This is a genomic window from Arthrobacter sp. STN4 (assembly GCF_024539665.1).
In the GTDB taxonomy this organism is placed as follows: Bacteria; Actinomycetota; Actinomycetes; order Actinomycetales; family Micrococcaceae; genus Specibacter.
On record NZ_JAKZGX010000010.1, the window covers coordinates 1 to 20712 of the forward strand.

18 protein-coding genes are annotated in these 20712 nt (G+C 67.4%); 3 read left to right on the forward strand and 15 right to left on the reverse strand.

Going from position 1 to position 20712, the window contains the following annotated elements; all coding sequences use genetic code 11:
* Positions 1 to 630: 630 nt before the first annotated feature.
* Positions 631 to 3669 (reverse strand): bifunctional [glutamine synthetase] adenylyltransferase/[glutamine synthetase]-adenylyl-L-tyrosine phosphorylase, encoded by a 3039-nt coding sequence (locus tag MMF96_RS09320; RefSeq protein WP_256883385.1) that lies wholly within the window; start codon positions 3667 to 3669, stop codon positions 631 to 633.
* 8 nt (positions 3670 to 3677) lie between these two features.
* On the reverse strand, positions 3678 to 5018 hold the full coding sequence (locus MMF96_RS09325; RefSeq protein ID WP_176618391.1) for a glutamine synthetase family protein: 1341 nt from the start codon (positions 5016 to 5018) through the stop codon (positions 3678 to 3680).
* A 166-nt stretch (positions 5019 to 5184) separates the two neighbouring features.
* On the opposite strand from MMF96_RS09325, the gene panB reads away from it, so the two are divergent.
* A complete protein-coding gene (gene panB, locus MMF96_RS09330) occupies positions 5185 to 6093 on the forward strand; it encodes a 3-methyl-2-oxobutanoate hydroxymethyltransferase (protein WP_256883386.1) in 909 nt (302 codons plus the stop codon).
* A 22-nt stretch (positions 6094 to 6115) separates the two neighbouring features.
* On the opposite strand, the gene MMF96_RS09335 is transcribed toward panB, so the two are convergent.
* Positions 6116 to 7144, reverse strand: coding sequence for an SGNH/GDSL hydrolase family protein (locus MMF96_RS09335; protein ID WP_256883387.1), 1029 nt, complete (start codon positions 7142 to 7144; stop codon positions 6116 to 6118).
* 7 nt (positions 7145 to 7151) lie between these two features.
* Positions 7152 to 7316 carry an SPOR domain-containing protein gene (locus tag MMF96_RS09340; RefSeq protein ID WP_256883388.1) on the reverse strand — a complete coding sequence of 55 codons (165 nt, stop codon included), beginning with the start codon at positions 7314 to 7316 and terminating at the stop codon, positions 7152 to 7154.
* A gap of 82 nt (positions 7317 to 7398) precedes the next feature.
* Here MMF96_RS09340 and map point away from each other — a divergent pair, with 82 nt between their 5' ends.
* Together map and ppgK are read left to right on the forward strand one after the other, a co-directional pair.
* Entirely contained in the window at positions 7399 to 8277 is an 879-nt protein-coding gene (map, locus tag MMF96_RS09345; RefSeq protein WP_256883389.1) for a type I methionyl aminopeptidase, read from the forward strand.
* Between the two features lie 60 nt (positions 8278 to 8337).
* Positions 8338 to 9132, forward strand: coding sequence for a polyphosphate--glucose phosphotransferase (gene ppgK / locus MMF96_RS09350; protein WP_176618396.1), 795 nt, complete (start codon positions 8338 to 8340; stop codon positions 9130 to 9132).
* 28 nt (positions 9133 to 9160) lie between these two features.
* Here ppgK and nrdR read toward each other — a convergent pair whose 3' ends face one another.
* From nrdR to MMF96_RS09405, 11 genes are all read right to left on the reverse strand, one after another.
* The gene (gene nrdR / locus MMF96_RS09355; RefSeq protein ID WP_176618397.1) at positions 9161 to 9637 is read right to left on the reverse strand and encodes a transcriptional regulator NrdR; all 477 of its coding nucleotides are present in this window, start codon (positions 9635 to 9637) and stop codon (positions 9161 to 9163) included.
* Between the two features lie 91 nt (positions 9638 to 9728).
* On the reverse strand, positions 9729 to 11027 hold the full coding sequence (gene hisD, locus MMF96_RS09360; RefSeq protein ID WP_256883434.1) for a histidinol dehydrogenase: 1299 nt from the start codon (positions 11025 to 11027) through the stop codon (positions 9729 to 9731).
* 120 nt (positions 11028 to 11147) lie between these two features.
* The gene (locus MMF96_RS09365; protein WP_176618398.1) at positions 11148 to 11672 is read right to left on the reverse strand and encodes a hypothetical protein; all 525 of its coding nucleotides are present in this window, start codon (positions 11670 to 11672) and stop codon (positions 11148 to 11150) included.
* Complete coding sequence (gene dnaE, locus MMF96_RS09370; RefSeq protein WP_176618399.1) at positions 11657 to 15223, reverse strand: DNA polymerase III subunit alpha; 3567 nt, start codon at positions 15221 to 15223, stop codon at positions 11657 to 11659. Before dnaE ends, MMF96_RS09365 begins: the two co-directional genes overlap by 16 nt.
* Before the next feature lie 253 nt (positions 15224 to 15476).
* Positions 15477 to 16400 (reverse strand): RluA family pseudouridine synthase, encoded by a 924-nt coding sequence (locus tag MMF96_RS09375; RefSeq protein WP_256883390.1) that lies wholly within the window; start codon positions 16398 to 16400, stop codon positions 15477 to 15479.
* A complete protein-coding gene (lspA, locus tag MMF96_RS09380; protein ID WP_176618150.1) occupies positions 16393 to 17052 on the reverse strand; it encodes a signal peptidase II in 660 nt (219 codons plus the stop codon). The genes MMF96_RS09375 and lspA overlap by 8 nt, the downstream gene beginning before the upstream one ends.
* Before the next feature lie 219 nt (positions 17053 to 17271).
* A complete protein-coding gene (locus MMF96_RS09385) occupies positions 17272 to 17958 on the reverse strand; it encodes a DivIVA domain-containing protein (protein ID WP_176618151.1) in 687 nt (228 codons plus the stop codon).
* A 145-nt stretch (positions 17959 to 18103) separates the two neighbouring features.
* Entirely contained in the window at positions 18104 to 18418 is a 315-nt protein-coding gene (locus MMF96_RS09390) for a YggT family protein (protein ID WP_256883391.1), read from the reverse strand.
* Between the two features lie 133 nt (positions 18419 to 18551).
* Entirely contained in the window at positions 18552 to 19079 is a 528-nt protein-coding gene (locus MMF96_RS09395) for a cell division protein SepF (protein ID WP_176618152.1), read from the reverse strand.
* Between the two features lie 91 nt (positions 19080 to 19170).
* A complete protein-coding gene (locus MMF96_RS09400; RefSeq protein WP_256883392.1) occupies positions 19171 to 19911 on the reverse strand; it encodes a YggS family pyridoxal phosphate enzyme in 741 nt (246 codons plus the stop codon).
* A complete protein-coding gene (locus MMF96_RS09405) occupies positions 19908 to 20696 on the reverse strand; it encodes a polyphenol oxidase family protein (protein WP_256883393.1) in 789 nt (262 codons plus the stop codon). The genes MMF96_RS09400 and MMF96_RS09405 overlap by 4 nt, the downstream gene beginning before the upstream one ends.
* Positions 20697 to 20712: the final 16 nt, after the last annotated feature.

Sequence of the window (20712 nt, forward strand, 5' to 3'; positions counted from 1 at the left end):
GATCCACTGACCCGCCAACGCCGTCGAACCCTTCGCCGAATACGGCCAGATCCACTGACCCGCCAACGCCGTCGAACCCTTCGCCGAATACGGCCAGATCCACTGACCCGCCAACGCCGTCGAACCCTTCGCCGAATACGGCCAGATCCACTGACCCGCCAACGCCGTCGAACCCGACTCCGTGATTGAATACGGCCAAATCCACTGGCCCTGTGAGACCGCGGCAGCCGGGGCAACCTCCGTGCGGGAGACGTTCATGGCAGCCTGTGGGGCAGTGGCAGCTGAAGCCGCGCCAAATCCAAACAACATGGCCGCGGCGGTCAGCAGCGCACCCAGCACCGCAATCCTGCCGACCCGTGGTCGTTTAACCGCTTGACTTCTTAGCATGGAAGACCCCTCGAATGGTAGTACGTGCGACCGGCCGGACGGCCCCAAGGCCCTCCCCCAGGAAGGATTACCCTTGGCAGGCATAACTTTTGGAAGTATGCGCTTGTCACTTACAGTGTCAGCCACCCGCACCCAAAATGTCCAACATTAAACCACCCAAGTTGGTGCCAGCGTTACAACGGGCCATAACGGGCAGCAGCCGGGCCCAACATCCGGCCATCACCGGAAGCCGCCCGGCGCCCGCTATCCGTAGAAGAGGCGCTCAAAGACGGCCCGGGCCCGACGTGTGAGACCCAGGTAGTCCTCCTCGAAGGCGGCCGCATTGCCGGGTTCGTAGCCGCACCACCGGGCCACGGCCTCCAGGTCCCCGCGGGCGGACGGCAACACGTCCGAGGGCTTGCCGCTCCAAATGACATTGGCGTTGCGGATCTTGCCGGCCAGCCGCCAGGCGCCTTCGAGGACGCCGGCGTCCTCCCGGTCAACAATCCCCAGCGCAAGGGCGGCATGGAGCGCCCCGATGGTCTGAGTGGTCCGCAGGGACGCTTCGGCGTGCGCATTTTGCAGCTGCCACAGCTGCACCAGCCATTCAACATCGCTCAGGCCGCCGCGGCCCAGCTTCACGTGCCGTGCCGGGTCGGCGCCGCGGGGCAGCCGCTCCGATTCCATGCGGGCCTTCAGGCGCTTGATCTCACGCAGTTCGGTCTCCCCCAGCGCCGCCGGGTACCTGACCGGGTCAATCATGGCGATGAAGTCGGCGGCCAGTTCGTCGCTGCCGGCCATCGGCCGGGCCCGGAGCAGCGCCTGCGCCTCCCAGGGTGAGGACCATCTGGCATAGTACTCGCGGTACGCCTCGAGGGAACGCACCAGCGGCCCGTTCTTGCCCTCGGGACGCAGGTCCGCGTCAATGCTCAGCACCCGCTCGGCCATGATGGCAGGGCGGACGGGCTGGGTGAGCATGGACGTCAGTTTCGCCACGACGTCCTTGGCCTGCGCCTGGGCCTGCACCTCGTCGGCGCCGTCCACGGGCCGGTGGACAAACATGACGTCGGCGTCGGATCCGTAGCCGATCTCGCGTCCGCCCTGCCGGCCCATGGCCACCACCAGGACCCGGGTCAGGGCGGGCGCACCTGCCTGGACGTCGGCCTCGGCCACCAGCAGCGCCCCGAGCACCGCCGCCCGGTCCGCGTCACTGAGCGCCTTCGAGACCTGGTCCTGGGACAGGAGCCCGGAACAGTCTGCGATGGCCGTGCGCAGGACCTCGCGCTGGCGGATCAGGCGGATCAGCCGGATGGCCTCGGCGGGTTCCGGGTGCCGCGACATCTTGGATTGGATTTCAGCCCACTGGGCCTCAAACGCCACCGGGCGAAGTTCCTTGTCATTGCCGAACCAGGCCGTGGCTTCGGGGGAAACCTCCAGCAGGTCGGTCACGAGCCGGGAGCTGGAGAGGACATGGCACAGCCGCTCGGCAGCCGCCTGGTGGTCGCGCAGCATCCCCAGATACCAGTGGGAGGTCCCCAGCGCCTCACTGACCCGGCGGAAGGCCAGGAGCCCGGAATCGGGGTCGACGCCGTCCGCCAGCCACCCCAGCAGCACCGGCAGCAGCTGGCGCTGGAGGGCCGCCCGGCGGCTCACCCCGGCCGTGAGGGCCTCGATGTGGCGCTGGGCGCCGACGGCGTCGCGGTAGCCCAGCGCGGCCAGGCGGGCCCGGGCGGTGTCGGTGGTCAGGGCGGCATCCGCAGCGCTCAGGTGCGCGGCCGAGGCCAGGATGGGACGGTAAAAAATGTGTTCGTACAGCGCATGGACCTGCCGCTTGACCCGGCCCCAGTCTTCCATTAGGGATTCGGCACTGGGCCGCTTGAGGTTCATGGGGCCTGCCACGGCGCGCGCCAGGGCGCGCAGCTGGTCCGGTGCGGTGGGCATCAGGTGGGTCCGGCGCATGTGGACCAGCTGGATCCTGTGCTCCAGCACCCTCAGGTAGCGGTATGCGGCATCCAGCTTGGCGGCGTCGGTTCGGCCGATGTAGCCGGCCGCCGTCAGGGCCTGGATGGCCGCGGTTGTCCCCCGCTGCTGCAGGGAAACGTCGTTCTTGGCGTGGACCAGCTGCAGGAGCTGGACCGTGAATTCAACGTCGCGCAGCCCGCCCTTGCCCAGCTTGATCTGCCGGCCGGCCTCGGAGTCGCGGATGTTGGCGGTAACGCGCCGGCGCATGGCCTGCACGGAGGCCACAAACCCCTCCCGTTCCGAGGAGGTCCAGATCAGTGGCGCCACGGCGTGTTCGAACCGTTCACCCAGCTCCTGGTCGCCGGCCATCGCCCGCGCCTTCAACAGTGCCTGGAACTCCCAGTCGGCGGCCCAGCGCTGGTAATAGCTCAGGTAGGATCCCAGCGTGCGCACGAGGGGCCCGTCCTTGCCCTCCGGGCGCAGGTTGGCGTCCACTTCCCACAGCCCCGGTTCACGTTCCGGGGCGTAGATGGTTTGCGACACGGCAGAGGCCAGCGCACTGCCCACAGTGACGGCCTGCGCCTCATCCGGCAGCCCGGCACCGTCCACCTCGATCACGTACATGACGTCGACGTCGGAAATGTAGTTCAGTTCGCGGGCACCGCACTTGCCCATGCCGATGACGGCAAACTTGACGGCGGCAACGTCCCCGGCCGGGAATTGCGCTGCGAGCTCGGCCCGTGCCACGGCCAGGGCGGCCTCCAGCGCGGCTGCGGCCAGGTCCGCAAGTTCGGCCCCCACCATCGGCATGACGTCCTGCGGCGAGGCGGCACAAAGGTCCCGGATGGCCAGTTCCACCAGGTGCCGCCGGTACTGGGTCCGCAGCGCGATCCTTGCCTCCGTGCCGGTCAGCCCCGCCCCGGGAACGGCCGCCCCGGGGGAAGCGCGCACCGAGGACAGGAGCGAGTCACGCAGCACGGCCTGCGGAACCGCTGCCGGCTCCGGGGATGCCGGCGTGTCCAGGACGTCAAGGTGTTCAGGGTGGCGGATCAGGAAGTCCACCAGGGCCTCCGAGGCACCCAGCAGCCGGAACAGCGCCTCGTTGGGCACGGCCGCGCCCGTTTCGGGGTCGACGGCGGTGAGCCTGCCGCGGGCGGCCGGCACGGCGCTGAGCAGCCGCACCAGGGATTGCAGGGCCAGGTCCGGGTCGTTGGCGGATTTCAGTGCCGTGAGCAGTTCGTCCCGGTCGATGTCGGCAAGTTCCCGGAAACCCAGGAACCTCTCGCTCTTTTCCAGGTCGGAGAAGCCCAGGGTGATCAAGGTGCGCGTCAGGGAACTCATGGGTGGGCCTAAAGCACCCCCAGGTAGCGGTCGATCTCGTACGGGGTGACCTGGAGGCGGTAGTCCTGCCATTCGTCGCGCTTGTTGCGCAGGAAGTGGTCAAAGACCTGTTCGCCGAGGATCTCGGGCATGAGCTCGGATTCCTCCATCTGACGCACGGCGTCGTGCAGGCTGGACGGCAGCGGATGGTGGCCCAGGGCGCGGCGTTCGGCGGTGGTCAGGGCGCTGACGTCCTCCACGGCCGCCGGCGGCAGCTCGTAGCCTTCCTCAATACCCTTCAGCCCGGCCCCCAGCAGCACCGCATACGCCAGGTACGGGTTCGCTGCCGAGTCGATCCCGCGGTATTCCAGCCGCGAGGCCTGGCCCTTGCCGGGCTTGTACAGCGGCACGCGCATCAGCGCCGAGCGGTTGTTGTGGCCCCAGGAGACGTAGCTGGGCGCCTCTCCCCCGCCCCAGAGGCGCTTGTAGGAGTTCACGAACTGGTTGGTGACGGCCGTGAATTCCGGTGCGTGGCGCAGGATGCCGGCCATGAACTGGCGGGCCGTCTTGGACAGCTGGTACTCGGCCCCGGGCTCATGGAACGCGTTGGTGTCCCCCTCGAACAGGGAGAAGTGGGTGTGCATGCCGGAGCCGGGATGCTGTGAGAACGGCTTGGGCATGAACGTGGCATAGGTGCCCTGCTGGATGGCCACTTCGCGGATGACCGTGCGGAACGTCATGATGTTGTCCGCCGTGGCCAGCGCGTCGGCGTAGCGCAGGTCGATCTCGTTCTGGCCCGGTCCGCCCTCGTGGTGGCTGAACTCCACCGAAATGCCGACGTCCTCGAGCATCGTCACGGCCGTACGGCGGAAGTCCTGGGCCACCCCGCCGGGCACGTGGTCAAAGTAGCCGGCCTGGTCGACGGGAATGGGGATCCCGTCCGGGCCGGGCCTGTCGCTCTTGAGCAGGTAAAACTCGATCTCGGGGTGCGTGTAGCACGTGAATCCCATGTCGGCGGCCCTGGCCAGGGTGCGCTTGAGCACGTTGCGGGGATCAGCGGCGGAGGGTTCGCCGTCGGGCGTAAGGATGTCGCAGAACATGCGCGACGTCTGCTCGGTGGTCCCGCGCCAGGGCAGGATCTGGAAGGTGGACGGGTCCGGCTGGGCCAACATGTCGGACTCAAACACGCGCGAGAGGCCCTCAATGCTTGAACCGTCGAAGCCCAGGCCTTCGGTAAACGCGCCTTCAACCTCAGCCGGGGCCAGCGCCACCGACTTCAGGCTGCCCACCACGTCGGTGAACCACATCCGGACAAAACGGACGTCCCGTTCTTCGATGGTGCGCAACACAAATTCCTGTTGACGGTCCACTATGGCCCTCACTTCCTTTTCATTCACCGCGGATGGCTGAAGCCCTGTGCAGGAACCCGGCATCCATGGCTGGCGCCACCACCTCGGGCCTTCGAGTCATACTCTACTCAGTACTCCCGGGTGCCAGGACAAGAACTTGTGAACCGACTCGTAATAAGCTCTAGGCATGCCTTCAACAAGCACCCCAGAGCCTGCCCTGTCCGCCCCTGCATCGTCCGCCGCGGAGGCGCCCGTCCCCGCCGAAGTGGCCGCACCCTATGGCCGGGCCATTCCCGCGACGGCGGCCCGCGTCCGCACCCACCATTTGCAGGCGGCCAAGCGCAACGGCGAAAAGTTCGCCATGCTCACCGCCTATGACCAGTACACGGCCCAGATCTTCGACGAAGCCGGCATCGAAGTGCTGCTGGTGGGCGATTCGGCCTCCAACAACGTCCTGGGCAACGAGACCTCCCTGCCCATCACGCTCGATGAAATGATCATCTTTTCCCGCGCCGTCACCGCCGGCGCCAAGCGCGCCCTGGTGGTGGCCGACCTCCCCTTTGGCAGCTACGAACAATCCCCCGAACAGGCCATCGCCTCCTCCGTGCGGCTCATGAAGGAGGGCCTGGTCCATGCCGTCAAGATGGAAGGCGGCGCCTACTACGCCCCCACCGTCCGGGCGCTGACCCAGGCCGGCGTCCCCGTCATGGCGCACATCGGCTTCACACCGCAAAGCGAGCACATGCTGGGCGGCTACCGGGTCCAGGGGCGCGGTGACGCCGCCCGTGCCATGGTGGACGACGCCGTTGCCCTGGCCCGGGCGGGCGCGTTCTGTGTGCTGATGGAAATGGTCCCGGCCGACACGGCCGCCGCCGTGGAGGCCGCCATTGACGTGCCGACCGTGGGCATCGGGGCCGGGAACGGCACCACCGGCCAGGTACTGGTGTGGCAGGACATGGCCGGGCTGCGCACCGGCAGGATCGCCAAGTTCGTCAAGCAGTACGCCCAGCTGCGCACCGTGCTGGCCGACGCCGCCCACGCGTACGGCGACGACGTGCGCTCCGGCGCGTTCCCCGGCCCGGAGCACACTTTTTAGCCCTCCCGGGACCCGCGCAGGTTCACGCCCGGCCGGGGCCGGCCTTCCGGCGGACATGCGGGACGTGCCGGACGGAAATGTCGCGTCCCCGCCGGCCCGAGACGAGCCGCACTTCCGTCCCCGAGCGCCGCGAGGCCCGGAAGGCAAACCAGGCCAGGGGCCTCCGGCGCCCCTTCCGGTAGACCCGGTGCGGGACACCGGCCAGGCCGCCGTTGTTGTAGCCGGCAGCAGCCACCACACTGGGCAGCATCACCATGGCCGCCTGCGCATAGCCGTGGGCGGACGGGTGCAGGCGGTCGGTTGAGAACATCTGCTTGGGCTTGCGCCGGAAGATCGGTCCCAGGAGGTCCGCCAGGGAGACGGTCCGCCCGCCATTGCGCAGCACCACAATGGTCTGTCCGGTGGCCAGCATCAGGCTCATCCAGTGCGCGCTGAAGCGCAGCGGCTGCAGGAACACCGAGACGGTCCCCAGGTCCGGGCAGGAAGCGAGGACCACCTGGCTGCCGCGCCGCCGCAGGGCCCGGACCGTCTCGGCCAGGGCGGCCAGCGAGCGGCTGAAGTTGCGCAGGTGCAAGATGTCGTTGCCGCCAACAATGATGACCGCGACGTCGGGGCGCAGCCCCCGGGCATCAAGGGCGGCCACCTGGAGCACCAGGTCCTCGGAGGTGGCCCCGATGAGCGCCACGTTGTCCAGGGTGACGGGGCGGCCGGTGGCTGCGGCCAGGCCGTCGGCCAGCATGTAGCCGACCGAGCCTTCCGGCACGGCGGCGCCGTAGCCCACGGCCAGCGAATCGCCCAGCAGCGCCAGGCGCAACGGTTCCCGGCCGTCGTCGTGCCGGCCAAAATATCCGGTGGCGGGAACGGCGTCCACGCGTTCCTTCAGGGCCAGCCGTTCATAGGCCAGCAGTCCCTCGAGGACCGTGAGCACAGCCAGCCCGGCCACGGCCCCGCAGGCGATGGCCGCCGCCCTTCCGGCGCGGCGAAGAAGGGACTGTCCGGCCGGGTTCCGGCCGGCCAGGGCCCCGGGGCCCGCATCGACTGGCTGCTTCACGGCAGGCTCAGTCCTCGTCCCGGGCTTCCCACTCCTCGTTGCGCTGGTGGACCTTGGCCAGGGCCGCCTCGGCCTCCTCCCGCGTGGGATAGGGGCCGATCAGTTCCTTCCAGCCGGACTGCGCATCCTGTTCCACCTGGTGCGTGTTGACGTTGTACCAATACTGCGGCATTTTTCCTCCAGTGCGGCGGGACGGTTGTTGCCATCATAGGCCCGGCGCCACGGCCGTGCAGCAAAACTTATAGGATGGGTCCATGTCTTCCACTGCCGCCACCGCACCCCTTGGCACCCTGGTCCAGGGCACCGTCAGCCCGCAGCTGCCTGTCCCCGCCTCCATCGCCCGGCCCGAATACGTGGGCAAGGCAGGTCCGGCGCCGTTTACCGGCTCCGAAGTCAAGGACGCCGGGACGCTGGAAAAAATCCGCATCTCCTCCAAGATCGCCGCGCAGGCCATCGTTGAGGTGGGCCGGCACATTGTCCCCGGCGTCACCACGGACCAGCTGGACCGCGTGGGCCACGAATTTTTGCTGGACCACCACGCCTACCCGTCCACGCTGGGCTACCGCGGCTTCCCTAAGTCGCTGTGTTCCTCGCTCAACGAGGTCATCTGCCACGGCATCCCGGACAGCACGGTGGTCCAGGACGGGGACATCATCAACATCGACATCACGGCGTACAAGAACGGCGTCCACGGCGACACCAACTGGACGTTCACGGTGGGCGACGTCGACGAGGAGTCACGCCTGCTGGTGGAGCGGACCCGGGAATCCCTCAACCGCGCCATCCGGGCCGTGGCGCCCGGCCGGGAGATCAACGTCATCGGCCGCGCCATTTCCGCCTACGCCAAGCGCTTCGGCTACGGGGTGGTGCGGGACTTTACCGGCCACGGCGTCGGGGAGGCCTTCCACACCGGCCTGATTATTCCGCATTATGACGCCGCGCCGGCCTACAACACTGTGCTGAAGGAAGGCATGGTGTTTACCATCGAACCTATGCTGACCCTGGGCGGCATCGAGTGGGACATGTGGAACGACGACTGGACGGTGGTCACCCGGGACCGCAAGCGCACCGCCCAGTTCGAGCACACCCTGGTGGTCACCGGCTCGGGCGCCGAGGTCCTGACCCTGCCCTGAGCCTTTCCCGCCCGAACCAGTCCCCGCGAGAACCTGCCACTTCCACGTCTGGAGCCCTGCATGTCCAAGAAGCACTCGTCCACGGAAACCGTCATCGGCATTGACATTGGCGGCACCGGCATCAAGGGCGGGATCGTCCGCCTGGAAACCGGCGAGATGGAGGGCGACCGCTACCGGATCGACACGCCCCAACCGTCCACCCCGCAGGCCGTCGCCAAGGTGGTCAAGGAGATCGTGGACGAACTCATGACCCGCAAGCATGCCCCGGCCGCCGACGCGCCGGTGGGCATCACCTTCCCGGCCATCATCAGCCAGGGCATTGCCCGCTCCGCCGCGAACGTGGACAAGTCCTGGATTGACGCGGACGTGGACAAGATTTTCACCGATGAGCTGGGCCGCGACGTCCAGGTGATGAACGACGCCGACGCCGCCGGCCTGGCCGAGGCCCGCTACGGCGCCGGCAAGGGTGTCAAGGGCACCGTCCTGGTCATCACCCTCGGCACCGGCATCGGCTCCGCCTTCATCAACGACGGCCGGCTCATTCCCAATGCGGAGCTGGGCCACCTGGAAATTGACGGCTTTGACGCTGAATCACGGGCCTCGGCCAGCGCCCGTGAACGCGACGGCCTGAGCTGGGAGGAATACGCCGTGCGGCTGCAGCGCTACTTCTCCCACGTCGAATTCCTCTTCTCCCCCGAACTGTTCATCGTCGGCGGCGGGATCTCCAAGCGCAGCGAGGACTACCTGCCGGCCCTGAAGCTGCGCACCAAGATCATCCCCGCGGAGCTGGCGAACAACGCGGGCATTGTGGGCGGCGCCTTGCAGGCGGCCGTCCACTTCAAGATCACCAAGTAGCCCGGGGTCGCGGGTCCGGCGGCCCGGCCTAGGGGTTCAGCGACCCCGGCCGGCCCGCCGGATATTCGCGGCGCAACGCCTCGATGGACTTTTCAAAATCGTCCAGGGACTCGAAGGCCTGGTAGACGCTGGCAAAGCGCAGGTAGGCCACCAGGTCCAGGCGCTGCAGCGGTGCCAAGATAGCCAGGCCGACGTCGTGCGCGTCAATTTCGGCGGCGCCGCTGGCCCGGATGGATTCCTCGACCTCCTGTGCCAGCAAGGCCAGGTCGTCGTCCGTGACGGGACGGCCCTGGCAGGCCTTGCGCACGCCGCTGATGACCTTGCTGCGGCTGAAGGGTTCGGCCACGCCGGAGCGTTTGGTCACCGACAGGCTGGCCGTTTCCACTGTGCTGAAGCGGCGCCCGCACTCGGTGCACTGGCGCCTGCGGCGGATGGAGGACCCGTCGTCGGACACGCGCGAGTCAACCACGCGCGAGTCGGGATTGCGGCAGAACGGGCAGTACATCCGGCTCCCTCCAGGAACAATTGCTGTCAGTCTATGGCTACATATGGGGAAATTACAATCGCGTAAGTACCATATGTAGTGGTTTGCCGTCTCAGGCGAAGCGTGCCGAGACGGCGTCGCCGTGCGCGGGCAGGCCCTCGGCCTGCGCCAGCGCCACGACGTGCCCGGCCACCTGGCCCAGGGCCGCCTTGTTGTAGTTGATGAACTGGACGGCGCGCAGGAACGTGGTGACGTTCAGGCCGGAGGAAAAGGCCGCCGTGCCGCTGGTCGGCAGCACGTGGTTGGACCCGGCACAGTAGTCGCCCAGGCTCACGGGGCTGTAGTCCCCCACAAAAACGGCACCGGCGTTGGTGATCCGCGCAGCCACGCCCGCCGCGTCCTCGGTCACGACCTCGAGGTGCTCGGCCGCGTAGGCATTGCACACGGCAACACCTTGGGCGATGTCGTCCACGAGGACGGTGCCCGACTGCGGCCCGGATAGCGCCGTCTCCACACGTTCCCGGTGCCCCGTCCGGGCCACCTGGACTGCCAGTTCACGGTCGACGGCGTCCGCCAGCTCCATGGAGGTGGTCACCAGGACGGAGGCCGCGTTGGGGTCGTGCTCGGCCTGGCTGATCAGGTCCGCCGCAACATACGCCGGGTTGGCCGTGTGGTCGGCCAGCACGGCAATCTCCGTGGCCCCTGCCTCGGCGTCGATCCCCACCACGCCCTTGACCAGCCTCTTGGCGGTGGCCACGAAGATGTTCCCGGGTCCCGTGACCACGTCGACAGGCTCCAGGGCGTCGCCGCCGCCCTGGGCCGTGGTGCCGGCCGGGATGCCGTAGGCGAACGCGGCAATGGCCTGCGCCCCGCCCATGGCATAGACCTCCTCAATGCCCAGCAGGGCTGCGGCGGCCAGGACAGTCAGGTCCGGCAGGCCGCCAAATGCCTTTTGCGGCGGTGACGCCAGCGCCACGGATCCAACGCCGGCAGCGAGGGCGGGGACCACGTTCATGACGACCGAGGACGGGTAGGCCGCCAGGCCGCCGGGAACATACAGCCCGACGCGTCGCACCGGGATCCAGTGCTGGGAGACGACGGCGCCGTCGGCGACGGGATGGTCGACGTCGGCCGGGCGCTGGACGGCGGCAAAGGCCCGGGCCCGGGCAATGGACTCCTCCAGGGCCGCACGCACGGCGGGGTCCAGCTTTTCCAGGGCTTCGCGCAGCGCCGCGGCGGGGACGCGCGGGTGGGCCTGCTCCACGCCGTCGAATTTTTCAGCCAGCTCGGACAGGGCCGCAAAACCGCGGGTGCGCACGTCGGCGATGATGCCGGAGACGGCGTCCTCGGCCGTGGCGGCGGTGGCGGCTGCTGCGCGCGGGACGGCGCCCTTGAGCCCGGTCAGGGTCATGGTCTGCCCGCGCAGGTCGGTGCGGGAAAAGGTGAAACGGGCGCCGCTCCCCGGGGCGGTTGCCGCCGCGGCGTCGGAGGGATTGGACACGGGGGTTTCAGGGATGCTCACACGGCAAGTTTACCGGGTGGTGCGGGGCTGTGGCACAAAGGTGTAGGCGAGGAACGCGTAAACGAACACCACGGCGGAGGCTGCCAGGGGCCACAGCAGCAGGACCGAGGGCGACCGCAGCGAGAAGACCATGCTGGGGCTGGGCATGTTGTCCGGCGGCGTCTGGAAGAGGTCCCCCGCAAAGACACCGACCCGCCAGGCCAGGACCGAGCCGAGCAGCCCTCCCGCCAGCACCGCCAGGAAACGTGCGGCTGCGCCCGTCCCGTACCGGGCGGCGTGGCGGGCCAGCAGCATGCCCGCAAGGAGGCCACACAGTACGCACACGCCCGCCAGGACCAGGTCACGGCCCGGCCAGACGGTGTAATCCTTCCCCTGGCCGTAAAAGGCTCCGCCGGGAGCGGCGAGCCACCATACGATTCCCGCCACGATGCCGGCGGCCATGGAGAGGGCAAGCCACCGCAGCCAGCCCGGACGGGCCGGAGCCGTGGTACGCCGGGAACTGCGCCGCACCTCCACGTTCAGCCTTCCAGACATGCCGGACCCAACAGGACCTTGAGGTCGCCAAAGAGCGCGGGGGTCGGGTTGACCCGGTGGTGCAGGGGCAGCTTCATGACCTTGATGCTGCGGGTTCCGCTGAGGTGCATCTTGACCTCGGTGTTGCCCCGGTGGGTGCCCAGGACGTCCTTGAGGGCCAGCAGCACCGGCTCGGTGGCCTTGTGCTCGGGCAGGTGGAGGACCAGCGGGCCCGCGAGCCCCTCGCTGAGGTCCGGCACCGAGAGTTCCATGGCGTTGAGGGTGATGGCGCCGTCGTCGCGCTTTTGCAGCCGGCCCTTGATGACCACGATCAGGTCCTCGGCGAGGACATTGGCAATGGGGCCGTACACCTGGCCGAAGAACATGACCTCCACGGACCCGCCCAGGTCCTCCACCTCGCAGCGCGCGTAGGGGTTGCCGCTGCTCTTGGCGATGCGTCGCTGCAGGCTGGTGATCATGCCGGAGATGGTGATGATGTGCCCGTCCGCAGGGCCGTCGTCGGAAAGCACCTGGGTGATCGACATGTCCGCGTTTTGGCTCAGGATCCCTTCCAGGCCCTGCAGCGGATGGTCCGAAACGTACAGGCCGAGCATGTCGCGTTCAAAGGCGAGCTTGTCCTTCTTCTCCCACTCGGGCAGGTCCGGGATGTCGGTGACGAGGGCCGATTCGGGTTCCGCGTCCCCGCCGAGGCCGGCGAAGAGGTCGAACTGGCCCACGGCCTCGTTGCGCTTGAGCGTGATGACGGAGTCGATGGCCTCTTCATGGATCATGGCCAGCGCCCGTCGCGGGTGCCCCAGCGAGTCGAAGGCACCGGCCTTGATCAGGGACTCAATGGTGCGCTTGTTGCAGACCACGGCCGGGACTTTCATGAGGAAGTCGGAGAAATTCTCGAAGTGGCCCTTTTCGGTGCGGGATTCGACCAGGCCGTTGACCACGTTGGCGCCCACGTTGCGGATGGCGCCCATGCCGAAGCGGATGTCCTTGCCCACAGGGGTGAAGTTCAGCGCCGATTCGTTGACGTCCGGGGCCAGGACCGTGATGCCCATGTGGCGGCATTCGTTCAGGTAGAGGGCCAGCTTGTCCTTGTCGTCGCCAACGCTGGTGAGCAGCGCGGCCATGTATTCGGCCGGGAAGTGGGCCTTGAGGTAGGCCGTCCAGTAGCTGACCACGCCGTAGGCCGCCGAGTGGGCCTTGTTGAACGCGTAGTCGGAGAACGGCAGCAGGATGTCCCACAGGGTGGTCACTGCCGCGTCGGAATAGCCGTTGTCCAGCATGCCCTGGTGGAAGCCGGCGTACTGCTTGTCCAGTTCCGACTTCTTCTTCTTGCCCATGGCACGGCGCAGGATGTCGGCCCGGCCCAGCGAGTAGCCGGCGAGCTTCTGCGCAATGGACATCACCTGCTCCTGGTAGACGATCAGCCCATAGGTGCCGCCCAGGATTTCCGCCAGCGGTTCCTCCAGCTCGGGGTGGATCGGGGTGATGGGCTGCAGGCCGTTCTTGCGAAGTGCATAGTTGGTGTGCGAATCGGCGCCCATGGGGCCGGGCCGGTACAGGGCCAGGACGGCGGAAATGTCCTCAAAGTTGTCCGGGCGCATGAGCTTGAGGAGCCCGCGCATGGGACCGCCGTCGAGCTGGAAAACGCCCAGCGTGTCACCGCGCGCCATGAGTTCGTAGGACTCGGCGTCGTCCAGTTCCAGGTGCTCCAGGTCCAGGTCGATGTCCTGGTTGGCCTTGATGTTCTCCAGCGCGTCCGTGATGATCGTGAGGTTCCGCAGCCCCAAGAAGTCCATCTTGATCAGGCCCAGGCCCTCGGCGGTCGGGTAGTCAAACTGGGTGATGACCTGCCCGTCCTGGAAACGGCGCATGATCGGGATGACGTCGATGATGGGGTCCGAGGACATGATCACGCCCGCCGCGTGCACCCCCCACTGGCGCTTGAGCCCTTCCAGGCCCTTGGCTGTCTCAAAGACCTTGGCTGCCTCCGGATCGCTCTGCAGCAGCTGCCTGAAGTCCCCCGCCTCGCCGTAGCGCTTGGCTTTGGGGTCCTCAATGTCGGCCAGCGAAATGTCCTTGGCCATGACGGCCGGCGGCAGCGCCTTGGTCAGGGACTCGCCCATGCTGAACGGGTAGCCCAGGACGCGGGAGGAGTCCTTCAGGGCCTGCTTGGTCTTGATGCTGCCATAGGTGACAATCATGGCCACGCGCTCGTCGCCATATTTTTCGGTCACGTACTTGATGACCTCATGGCGGCGGCGGTCATCGAAGTCGACGTCAAAGTCAGGCATGGAGACGCGTTCCGGGTTCAGGAAGCGCTCAAAGATCAATCCGTGCCGGAGCGGGTCCAGGTCGGTGATGCGCATGGCGTAGGCCACCATGGAACCGGCACCGGAGCCGCGGCCCGGGCCCACCCGGATGCCGTGGTCCTTCGACCAGTTGATGAAGTCGGCCACCACCAGGAAGTAACCGGGGAAGCCCATCTTGATGATGACCTCGAGCTCGTAGTCGGCACGGGCCCGGACGTCGTCGGGAACGCCGTTCGGGTACCTGTATTTCAGCCCCGCGTCGACCTCCTTGACCAACCACGACGTCTCGTCGTCGCCGGGCGGGCAGGGGAACTTCGGCATGTAGTTGGCGTCGGTGTTGAACGAGACTTCGCAACGTTCGGCAATGAGCAGCGTGTTGTCGCAGGCCGACGGCAGCTCGGAGAAGAGGGCCCGCATTTCCGCCGGCGACTTCAGGTAATAGCCGCTGCCGTTGAAGGCGAAGCGGGAACCGCCCTGGTCGTAGGAGGGCTCCAGCAGGGTGGAGCCGGACTGCAGCGCCAGGAGGGCCTCGTGGGCCTTGGCATCGTGTTCGTGCGTGTAGTGGAGGTCGTTCGTGGCGACGAGCGGGATGTCCAGTTCCTTGGCCAGCTTCAGCAGGTCCTTGGTGACACGGCGCTCTATGTCCAGCCCGTGGTCCATGAGCTCGCAGAAATAGTTCTCCTTGCCGAAGATGTCCTGGAATTCGGCTGCGGCGGCCTTGGCCTCGTTGTATTGGCCCAGCCTCAGCTTCGTCTGGACCTCGCCGGAGGGGCACCCGGTGGTGGCAATCAGGCCCGGATGGTATTCATTGAGCAGTTCCCGGTCCAGCCGCGGGTACTTGCCGAACACGGAGTCCAGCGATCCGATCGAGGAGGCCCGGAACAGGTTGCGCATGCCCTGGTTGTTGTAGCTGAGCAGCGTCATGTGCGTGTAGGCGCCGCCGCCGGAGACGTCGTCGCGCTTTTGGCTTTCATCCGTGCGCCACTTCACGCGCGTCTTGTCGGTCCGCGCCGTGCCGGGGGTCACATAGGCCTCGACGCCGATGATGGGCCGCACCCCGGCGTCCGTGGCCTTCTTCCAGAAGTCGAACGCGCCGAACAGGTAGCCGTGGTCTGTGGTGGCCAGCGCCGGCATGCCCAGCCGGTTGGTTTCCTCGAACAATTCCGTCAGGCGGGCGGCGCCGTCGAGCATGGAGTATTCGGTGTGCGTGTGAAGATGGACAAAACTGTCGGTCGATGAGGAAGCCACCCCACCATCCTACGTGCCGCCCCGCCTTCACACACCCGCCCAGCGGCTGCCCCTGCCCCACAAACCCTCCCGCACAACCGGGGCCAAACCCACAAACCCTCCCGCACAAAGCGGCGTAGCTATGCCCCGTTGGAACTCCTATTGCTCCAACAAGGGGCCAAGAACGCCCCGCTCCCGCAGGAGCGTCACGACAAAACGCCCCGGTTGCGCGGGAGCATCACGACAAAACGCCCCGGTTGCGCGGGAGCGTTGCTTAGGGCTCGCCGCGGAGCGCCTTCAGGGCATATTGCAGGTCCTGCGGGTAGGGGCTGGTGACGGCCACAGGCTTTCCTGTGGAGGGGTGGGTGAAGCCGAGCTGGTGGGCGTGCAGCCATTGGCGGGTCAAGCCGAGCTCGGCGGCAAGCTTGAGATCGGCGCCGTAGGTGAGGTCGCCCGCGCAGGGGTGGCGCAGGGCGGAGAAGTGCACGCGGATCTGGTGGGTCCGACCCGTTTCCAGGTGGACCTCCACCAGGGTCGCCTTGCCGAAGGCCTCCAGCACCTCGTAGTGGGTGACCGAAGGCCGTCCGTCCTCGATGACGGCGAAACGCCAGTCGTGTCCGGGGTGGCGGCCGATGGGCGCGTCGATGGTGCCCTGCAGCGGATCGGGCAGGCCCTGCACCACGGCGTGATACACCTTGGACACGGTGCGGTCGCGGAAGGCCTGTTTGAGGACGGTGTAGGCGTGCTCGGTCTTTGCCACCACCATGGCGCCGGACGTTCCCACGTCCAGGCGGTGGACAATTCCTGCCCGCTCCTGCGCACCGGAGGTGGAAATGCGGAAGCCGGCCGCGGCGAGGCCGCCCACGACGGTGGGTCCCACCCAGCCTGGCGACGGGTGCGCGGCAACTCCCACGGGCTTGTCCACGACGACGAATTCCTCGTCGTCCAGCAGGATCTCCAGCCCGTCGACCGGCTCCACCACGACGGCGAGCGGGTCGCGCCGTTCGGGAATCGTCACCTGGACGCTCGCACCTGCCCGGAATTTCTCGGACTTGCCCGCCACCGCACCGTCCTGGAGCACATTGCCCTCCGCGCACAGCAGGGCCGCCGCGGAGCGGGAGATCCCCAGCAGCTCGGCCAAGGCCGCGTCGATGCGACGCCCGGCGGCCCCTTCGGGAACGGTAAACGTCTCAGTCATTGCCGGTCTCCCCCGCGTCCAGCTGCGGTCCGGGCTCCCCCGGGTCCCTGTCGGTGTTGTCCCGCCGCCCGCCAAGGGGCACGCCGATCAAGGTCAGCAGGCAGATGGCGATGACGCCGCCCACCACGCCCATGTCCGCCATGTTGAAGATGGCGAAATGCGGGAAGGAGATGAAGTCCACCACGTGGCCCATGCCAAAGGAGGGTGCACGGAAGAGCCTGTCGGTCAGGTTCCCCAGGGAGCCACCCAGCAGGAGTCCCAGTCCCAGTGCCCACCAAAAGGATCCGATCCGCTTCGCCAGGAAGATGATGATGAACGCAGCGACCGCGGCCATCACCAGGGTGAAGAACCACGTGAAGCCCTCGCCGATGGAGAACGCGGCGCCGGAGTTGCGGATGTAGTACCACTGCAGCACCCCTGGGATGACGGTGGTGCGTTGGCCCTCCACCATGGTGGAGGTGACCCACAGCTTGGTGAGCTGGTCACACACGTAGGCCAGCGCCGCAAAACCCAGCCAGACCGCCAGCAGGCCGCGCCTGCGGGGCAGGGCCCGCACGCCTGCCGCGGTCGCGGGCTCCGTGCCGGGGGTGTCGCCGGGATTGCGGCTCGCGTGTGCGTTGGTTGCAGGTTTCTGCGGGGAGTCGTCGCTCATGGCTCTTTCATTGTCACTGCTGTTGGTGTCAGCGGCGGAACCGTGGGATTCCGTCGTGCGGGGACACAACAATCATAGGTTGCCGGCCGGCCTTCGGAAGGCACGGGCCGTTCGGCCGCCACCCGTGGGGCCCGCCGGGTTAAAGGCAACAGGCCGGTGGTGCGGGAATTCCCGCACCACCGCCCTGCCGGCTGCCCGGTCCCTCAGGGACCGGCGTGCCTAGGACTCGTTGGCCCCTTCGGCGTAGTCCGGTGAAGCCACCGAGCCACGGGCGTCGAGGTCGCGAAGCTGGCCCTCGATGTAGGTCTTCAGGCGTGAACGGTAGTCACGCTCGAAGCCACGGAGCTGTTCAACCTTGCGCTCCAGGACGGAACGCTGCTGCTCCAGGGCGCCGAGCGTCTTGCGGCTCTTCTCCTGGGCATCGTTGACGAGCGAGCTGGCTTCAATCTGGGCCTCGGCGATGATCTTGTCGCGCTGCTCAACACCTGCATTGACGTATTCGTCGTGCAGCTTCTGGGCCATGGCAAGCACGCCTGCCGCTGATTCAACTCCCGTGGCGGCGGCTGCGGGGGCCGGTGCAGGGGCAGCTGCAACGGGCGCGGCTTCAGCCACGGGCGCTGCCGCGGCTGCCGGCTCGGCCGGCTTGCCCTTGGCCGGAGCCTCCGGAGCGGTTTCCGCTACTTCAGGAGCCTTGGACGCCAGGGGCGCCGCAGCGGCGGGTGCAGCCTTGGGGCTGTTTCCGCCATCGGCGAGCTGCTTGCGCAGTTCGTCGTTTTCCTGGTGAAGCCGGCGCAGTTCCACGACAATCTCGTCAAGAAAGTCATCGACTTCGTCCTGGTCGTAGCCTTCACGGAACTTGGTCGGCTGGAACCGCTTGTTGACAACGTCTTCTGGCGTAAGCGCCATCTAGTCACCTCGTTGGTCTAAGTAAGTTTCGAATCCGGCCGAAGCCGTTCAAACTACGGTACCTAATACAAATCATGTGATCCGTACTTGGGCTGTTTCGTTTTCACAATATAACCTTTTGGCCTTGAAAACTAACGGCGCGGCCCTAAACCGCCAAATTCCATGTGACGCTCATCCCTATGCCCACCGCCACCAGCAACAACAGGAACCCGATATCCAGCGCCATGCTGCCGATCCGCAAGGGCGGAATCAGGCGTCGGAGCGTGCGAAGGGGCCGGTCCGTCATCCGGTAAATAAACGACGCGCCCACCAGGGCGGCCCCGCGCGGACGCCATTCACGGGCAAAGACCTGGATCCAGTCAAATACCAGCCGGACCATGAGCGTGAGGAAGTACAGCAGCAGCAACAGGTAAAGAAGCCCAAAAACCAGGCTTAATGGATTTGACACGTTGGTGAACACATTCCCTAGGGAGCAGATGAAAGCGGAGCCGAAACGAATTAACCGTACCTGTTTTCCACAGTTACCGTATATAACGGATTGCCCGGGCACTTAGTGCCCGGGCAATCCGTTAAGGCTGGTGCGGTTGCGCCGCTCAGCTCTGGTTGAAGAAGCTGGCCTGGGTGTCCGAGACCTTCTTGTCGTCCCCCAGGACTTCAATATAGGAGGGCGAGAGCAGGAACACCTTGTTGGTGACGCGCTCGATCGAGCCGCGCAGGCCGAAGACCAGTCCGGCGGAGAAGTCCACCAGGCGCTTGGCGTCGGCTTCACCCATGTCGGTGACGTTCATGATGACGGGAATGCCGTCACGGAAGCTTTCACCGATGATCTTCGCGTCATTGTAGGACCGCGGGTGGACAGTGGTAATTTGACGCAAGCTTGCAGCCTCTTCCCGATTCGATGCGGCACGCTTGATGGGGGTCACCGGTGCCCGGTATTCTTCATCGCCCGCCTTGGGCGTTGCGGGCTCGGCCACGGGTGCCGGGGCGGCCTCCCGTACTCGTTCGAGATCCGGACCGGATTCCTCGCCCTTCTGGATTGAGGGGGCCTGTTCGGCCTCGTAATGCTCGTCACCGTCGGCGAGCCCAAGATAGATCATTGTCTTGCGCAGAGCGCCAGCCATGGTAGCTCCTCATTCGTTACGCGCTCTGCCAGTGCGGCATTGTGCGGGTGGGTCGAGTCGAATATTGCCGTTGTTGCCAACACCCAAAACGCTACAGCACGGCGGGGCGCGGGCCGAGTATATCGGAACCGACACGCAGGTGTGTCGCCCCGGCGGCAATGGCCTCCTCCAGGTCCTGGCTCATGCCTGCGGAGATGCCCGTGGCCGCGGGGTGGTCACGGACCAGGGCCGCTGAAATGCCGGCCAGCATTTCGAAGGCGGCGACGGGGTCGCCGCCCAGCGGAGCCACGGCCATGACGCCGGCCAGCGTGAGCCCGGGCGTCCCCGCCACGGCGTCGGCCAGGGCGGGGATGAGCGACGGCGCCGCCCCTCCCCTGCCGCCGGGGCCGGCGGCACTTCCGCCCGCGGATTCGGCGAGGTCCACCTGCAGGTAGCATTGGAGCGCGTCGCGGCCGTCCAGGTCCTGTTGGACGGCCATGGCCTTGCCCAGCGCGGCCACGAGTGACGCCCGGTCCACCGAGTGCACCGAGTGGGCGTACTTTACGACGGACTTGGCCTTGTTGCCCTGCAGCTGCCCGATGAAATGCCAGCGCAGGGCCGGATCGGCCACCTCGGCCGCCTTGGCCGCGGCTTCCTGGTCGCGGTTCTCCCCCACATCGGCCACGCCGAGGCCGCGCAGGAGCCTGACGTCCGCAGCGGGGTGGAACTTTGTCACCACGATCAGTGCCGGCATGGTGGCACGGGCGGCGGCGTCGGTGGCCCGGCGGATCCGCCCGTTGACCATGGCCAGGTTGTCGGCAAGCTGCACGGCCCGGGTGTCCAGGGAGTTCATGGGTGGGAAACTTTCACTTCGGGCCCGTCCAACGGGCCGGCGAGGGCGGCGAAACCGATGAACCTGCCCTCCGCTTCGCCGTCACGGACCGCGCGGCGGTGGGAAAACAACGTGCCGTGTTCAAGGGTGCAGGCCCCGACCTGGCGGGCCGGGACGCCGAGCCTCCCGAGCCGGGCGGCAACGGCTGCGGGCAGGTCCAGGGCCGGGGTCCCCCACGAGGTGGTGGAGTAGGCCGCCGGTTCAACGGCCGACACCGCGGCCCGCATCGGTGCGGGCACTTCGTAGCAGCGCCCGCACACGGCCGGACCGATCCAGGCCTGCAGGGACCCGGCGCCCGCGGCGCGCAGCCCTGCGACGGTGGCGGCGACGACGCCCTTTTCGACGCCGAGGCGGCCGGCGTGGGCGACACCCACGAGCGGGGCGCCGCCGGCGCCCGTCCCGGCAAACACGACGGGCACGCAGTCGGCGACCATGACGGCAAGGCTGGCCGCGCGCGAAACCATCCCATCCGCCGTCGGACCGGCAGGCAGCTGCCCGGCCACGGCTGCGGAGGCCGGCGCCTCCACCACGGCCACCTCCCGGCCGTGGACCTGGTCCATGTACTGCAGGTGCAGTCCGCCGGCCGCACCGGCAAGTTCAGCCAGCCGGGCATCCAGGGCGGCGCGGTTGGCGGCAACGCGGGCAGGGTCGTCGCCAACGTGAAAGGCCAGGTTCCCTGCTGCGGCGGAGGTGAAACCCACCCACAATCCGGGGCGGACCTCCTGGGAAAACCACAACTCGGGCACACTGGCCTTTCCACAA

Bases quoted from the DNA above. Each gene is read 5' to 3' on its own strand.
- MMF96_RS09400 (WP_256883392.1), bottom strand. From the start codon at position 19,911: ATGAACTCCCTGGACACCCGGGCCGTGCAGCTTGCCGACAACCTGGCC.
- MMF96_RS09395 (WP_176618152.1), bottom strand. From the start codon at position 19,079: ATGGCTGGCGCTCTGCGCAAGACAATGATCTATCTTGGGCTCGCCGAC.
- MMF96_RS09340 (WP_256883388.1), bottom strand. From the start codon at position 7,316: ATGCCGCAGTATTGGTACAACGTCAACACGCACCAGGTGGAACAGGAT.
- MMF96_RS09385 (WP_176618151.1), bottom strand. From the start codon at position 17,958: ATGGCGCTTACGCCAGAAGACGTTGTCAACAAGCGGTTCCAGCCGACC.
- panB (WP_256883386.1), top strand. From the start codon at position 5,185: ATGCCTTCAACAAGCACCCCAGAGCCTGCCCTGTCCGCCCCTGCATCG.
- nrdR (WP_176618397.1), bottom strand. From the start codon at position 9,637: ATGTACTGCCCGTTCTGCCGCAATCCCGACTCGCGCGTGGTTGACTCG.
- hisD (WP_256883434.1), bottom strand. From the start codon at position 11,027: ATGACCCTGACCGGGCTCAAGGGCGCCGTCCCGCGCGCAGCAGCCGCC.
- lspA (WP_176618150.1), bottom strand. From the start codon at position 17,052: ATGAGCGACGACTCCCCGCAGAAACCTGCAACCAACGCACACGCGAGC.
- MMF96_RS09320 (WP_256883385.1), bottom strand. From the start codon at position 3,669: ATGAGTTCCCTGACGCGCACCTTGATCACCCTGGGCTTCTCCGACCTG.
- MMF96_RS09375 (WP_256883390.1), bottom strand. From the start codon at position 16,400: ATGACTGAGACGTTTACCGTTCCCGAAGGGGCCGCCGGGCGTCGCATC.
- map (WP_256883389.1), top strand. From the start codon at position 7,399: ATGTCTTCCACTGCCGCCACCGCACCCCTTGGCACCCTGGTCCAGGGC.
- ppgK (WP_176618396.1), top strand. From the start codon at position 8,338: ATGTCCAAGAAGCACTCGTCCACGGAAACCGTCATCGGCATTGACATT.
- MMF96_RS09365 (WP_176618398.1), bottom strand. From the start codon at position 11,672: ATGTCTGGAAGGCTGAACGTGGAGGTGCGGCGCAGTTCCCGGCGTACC.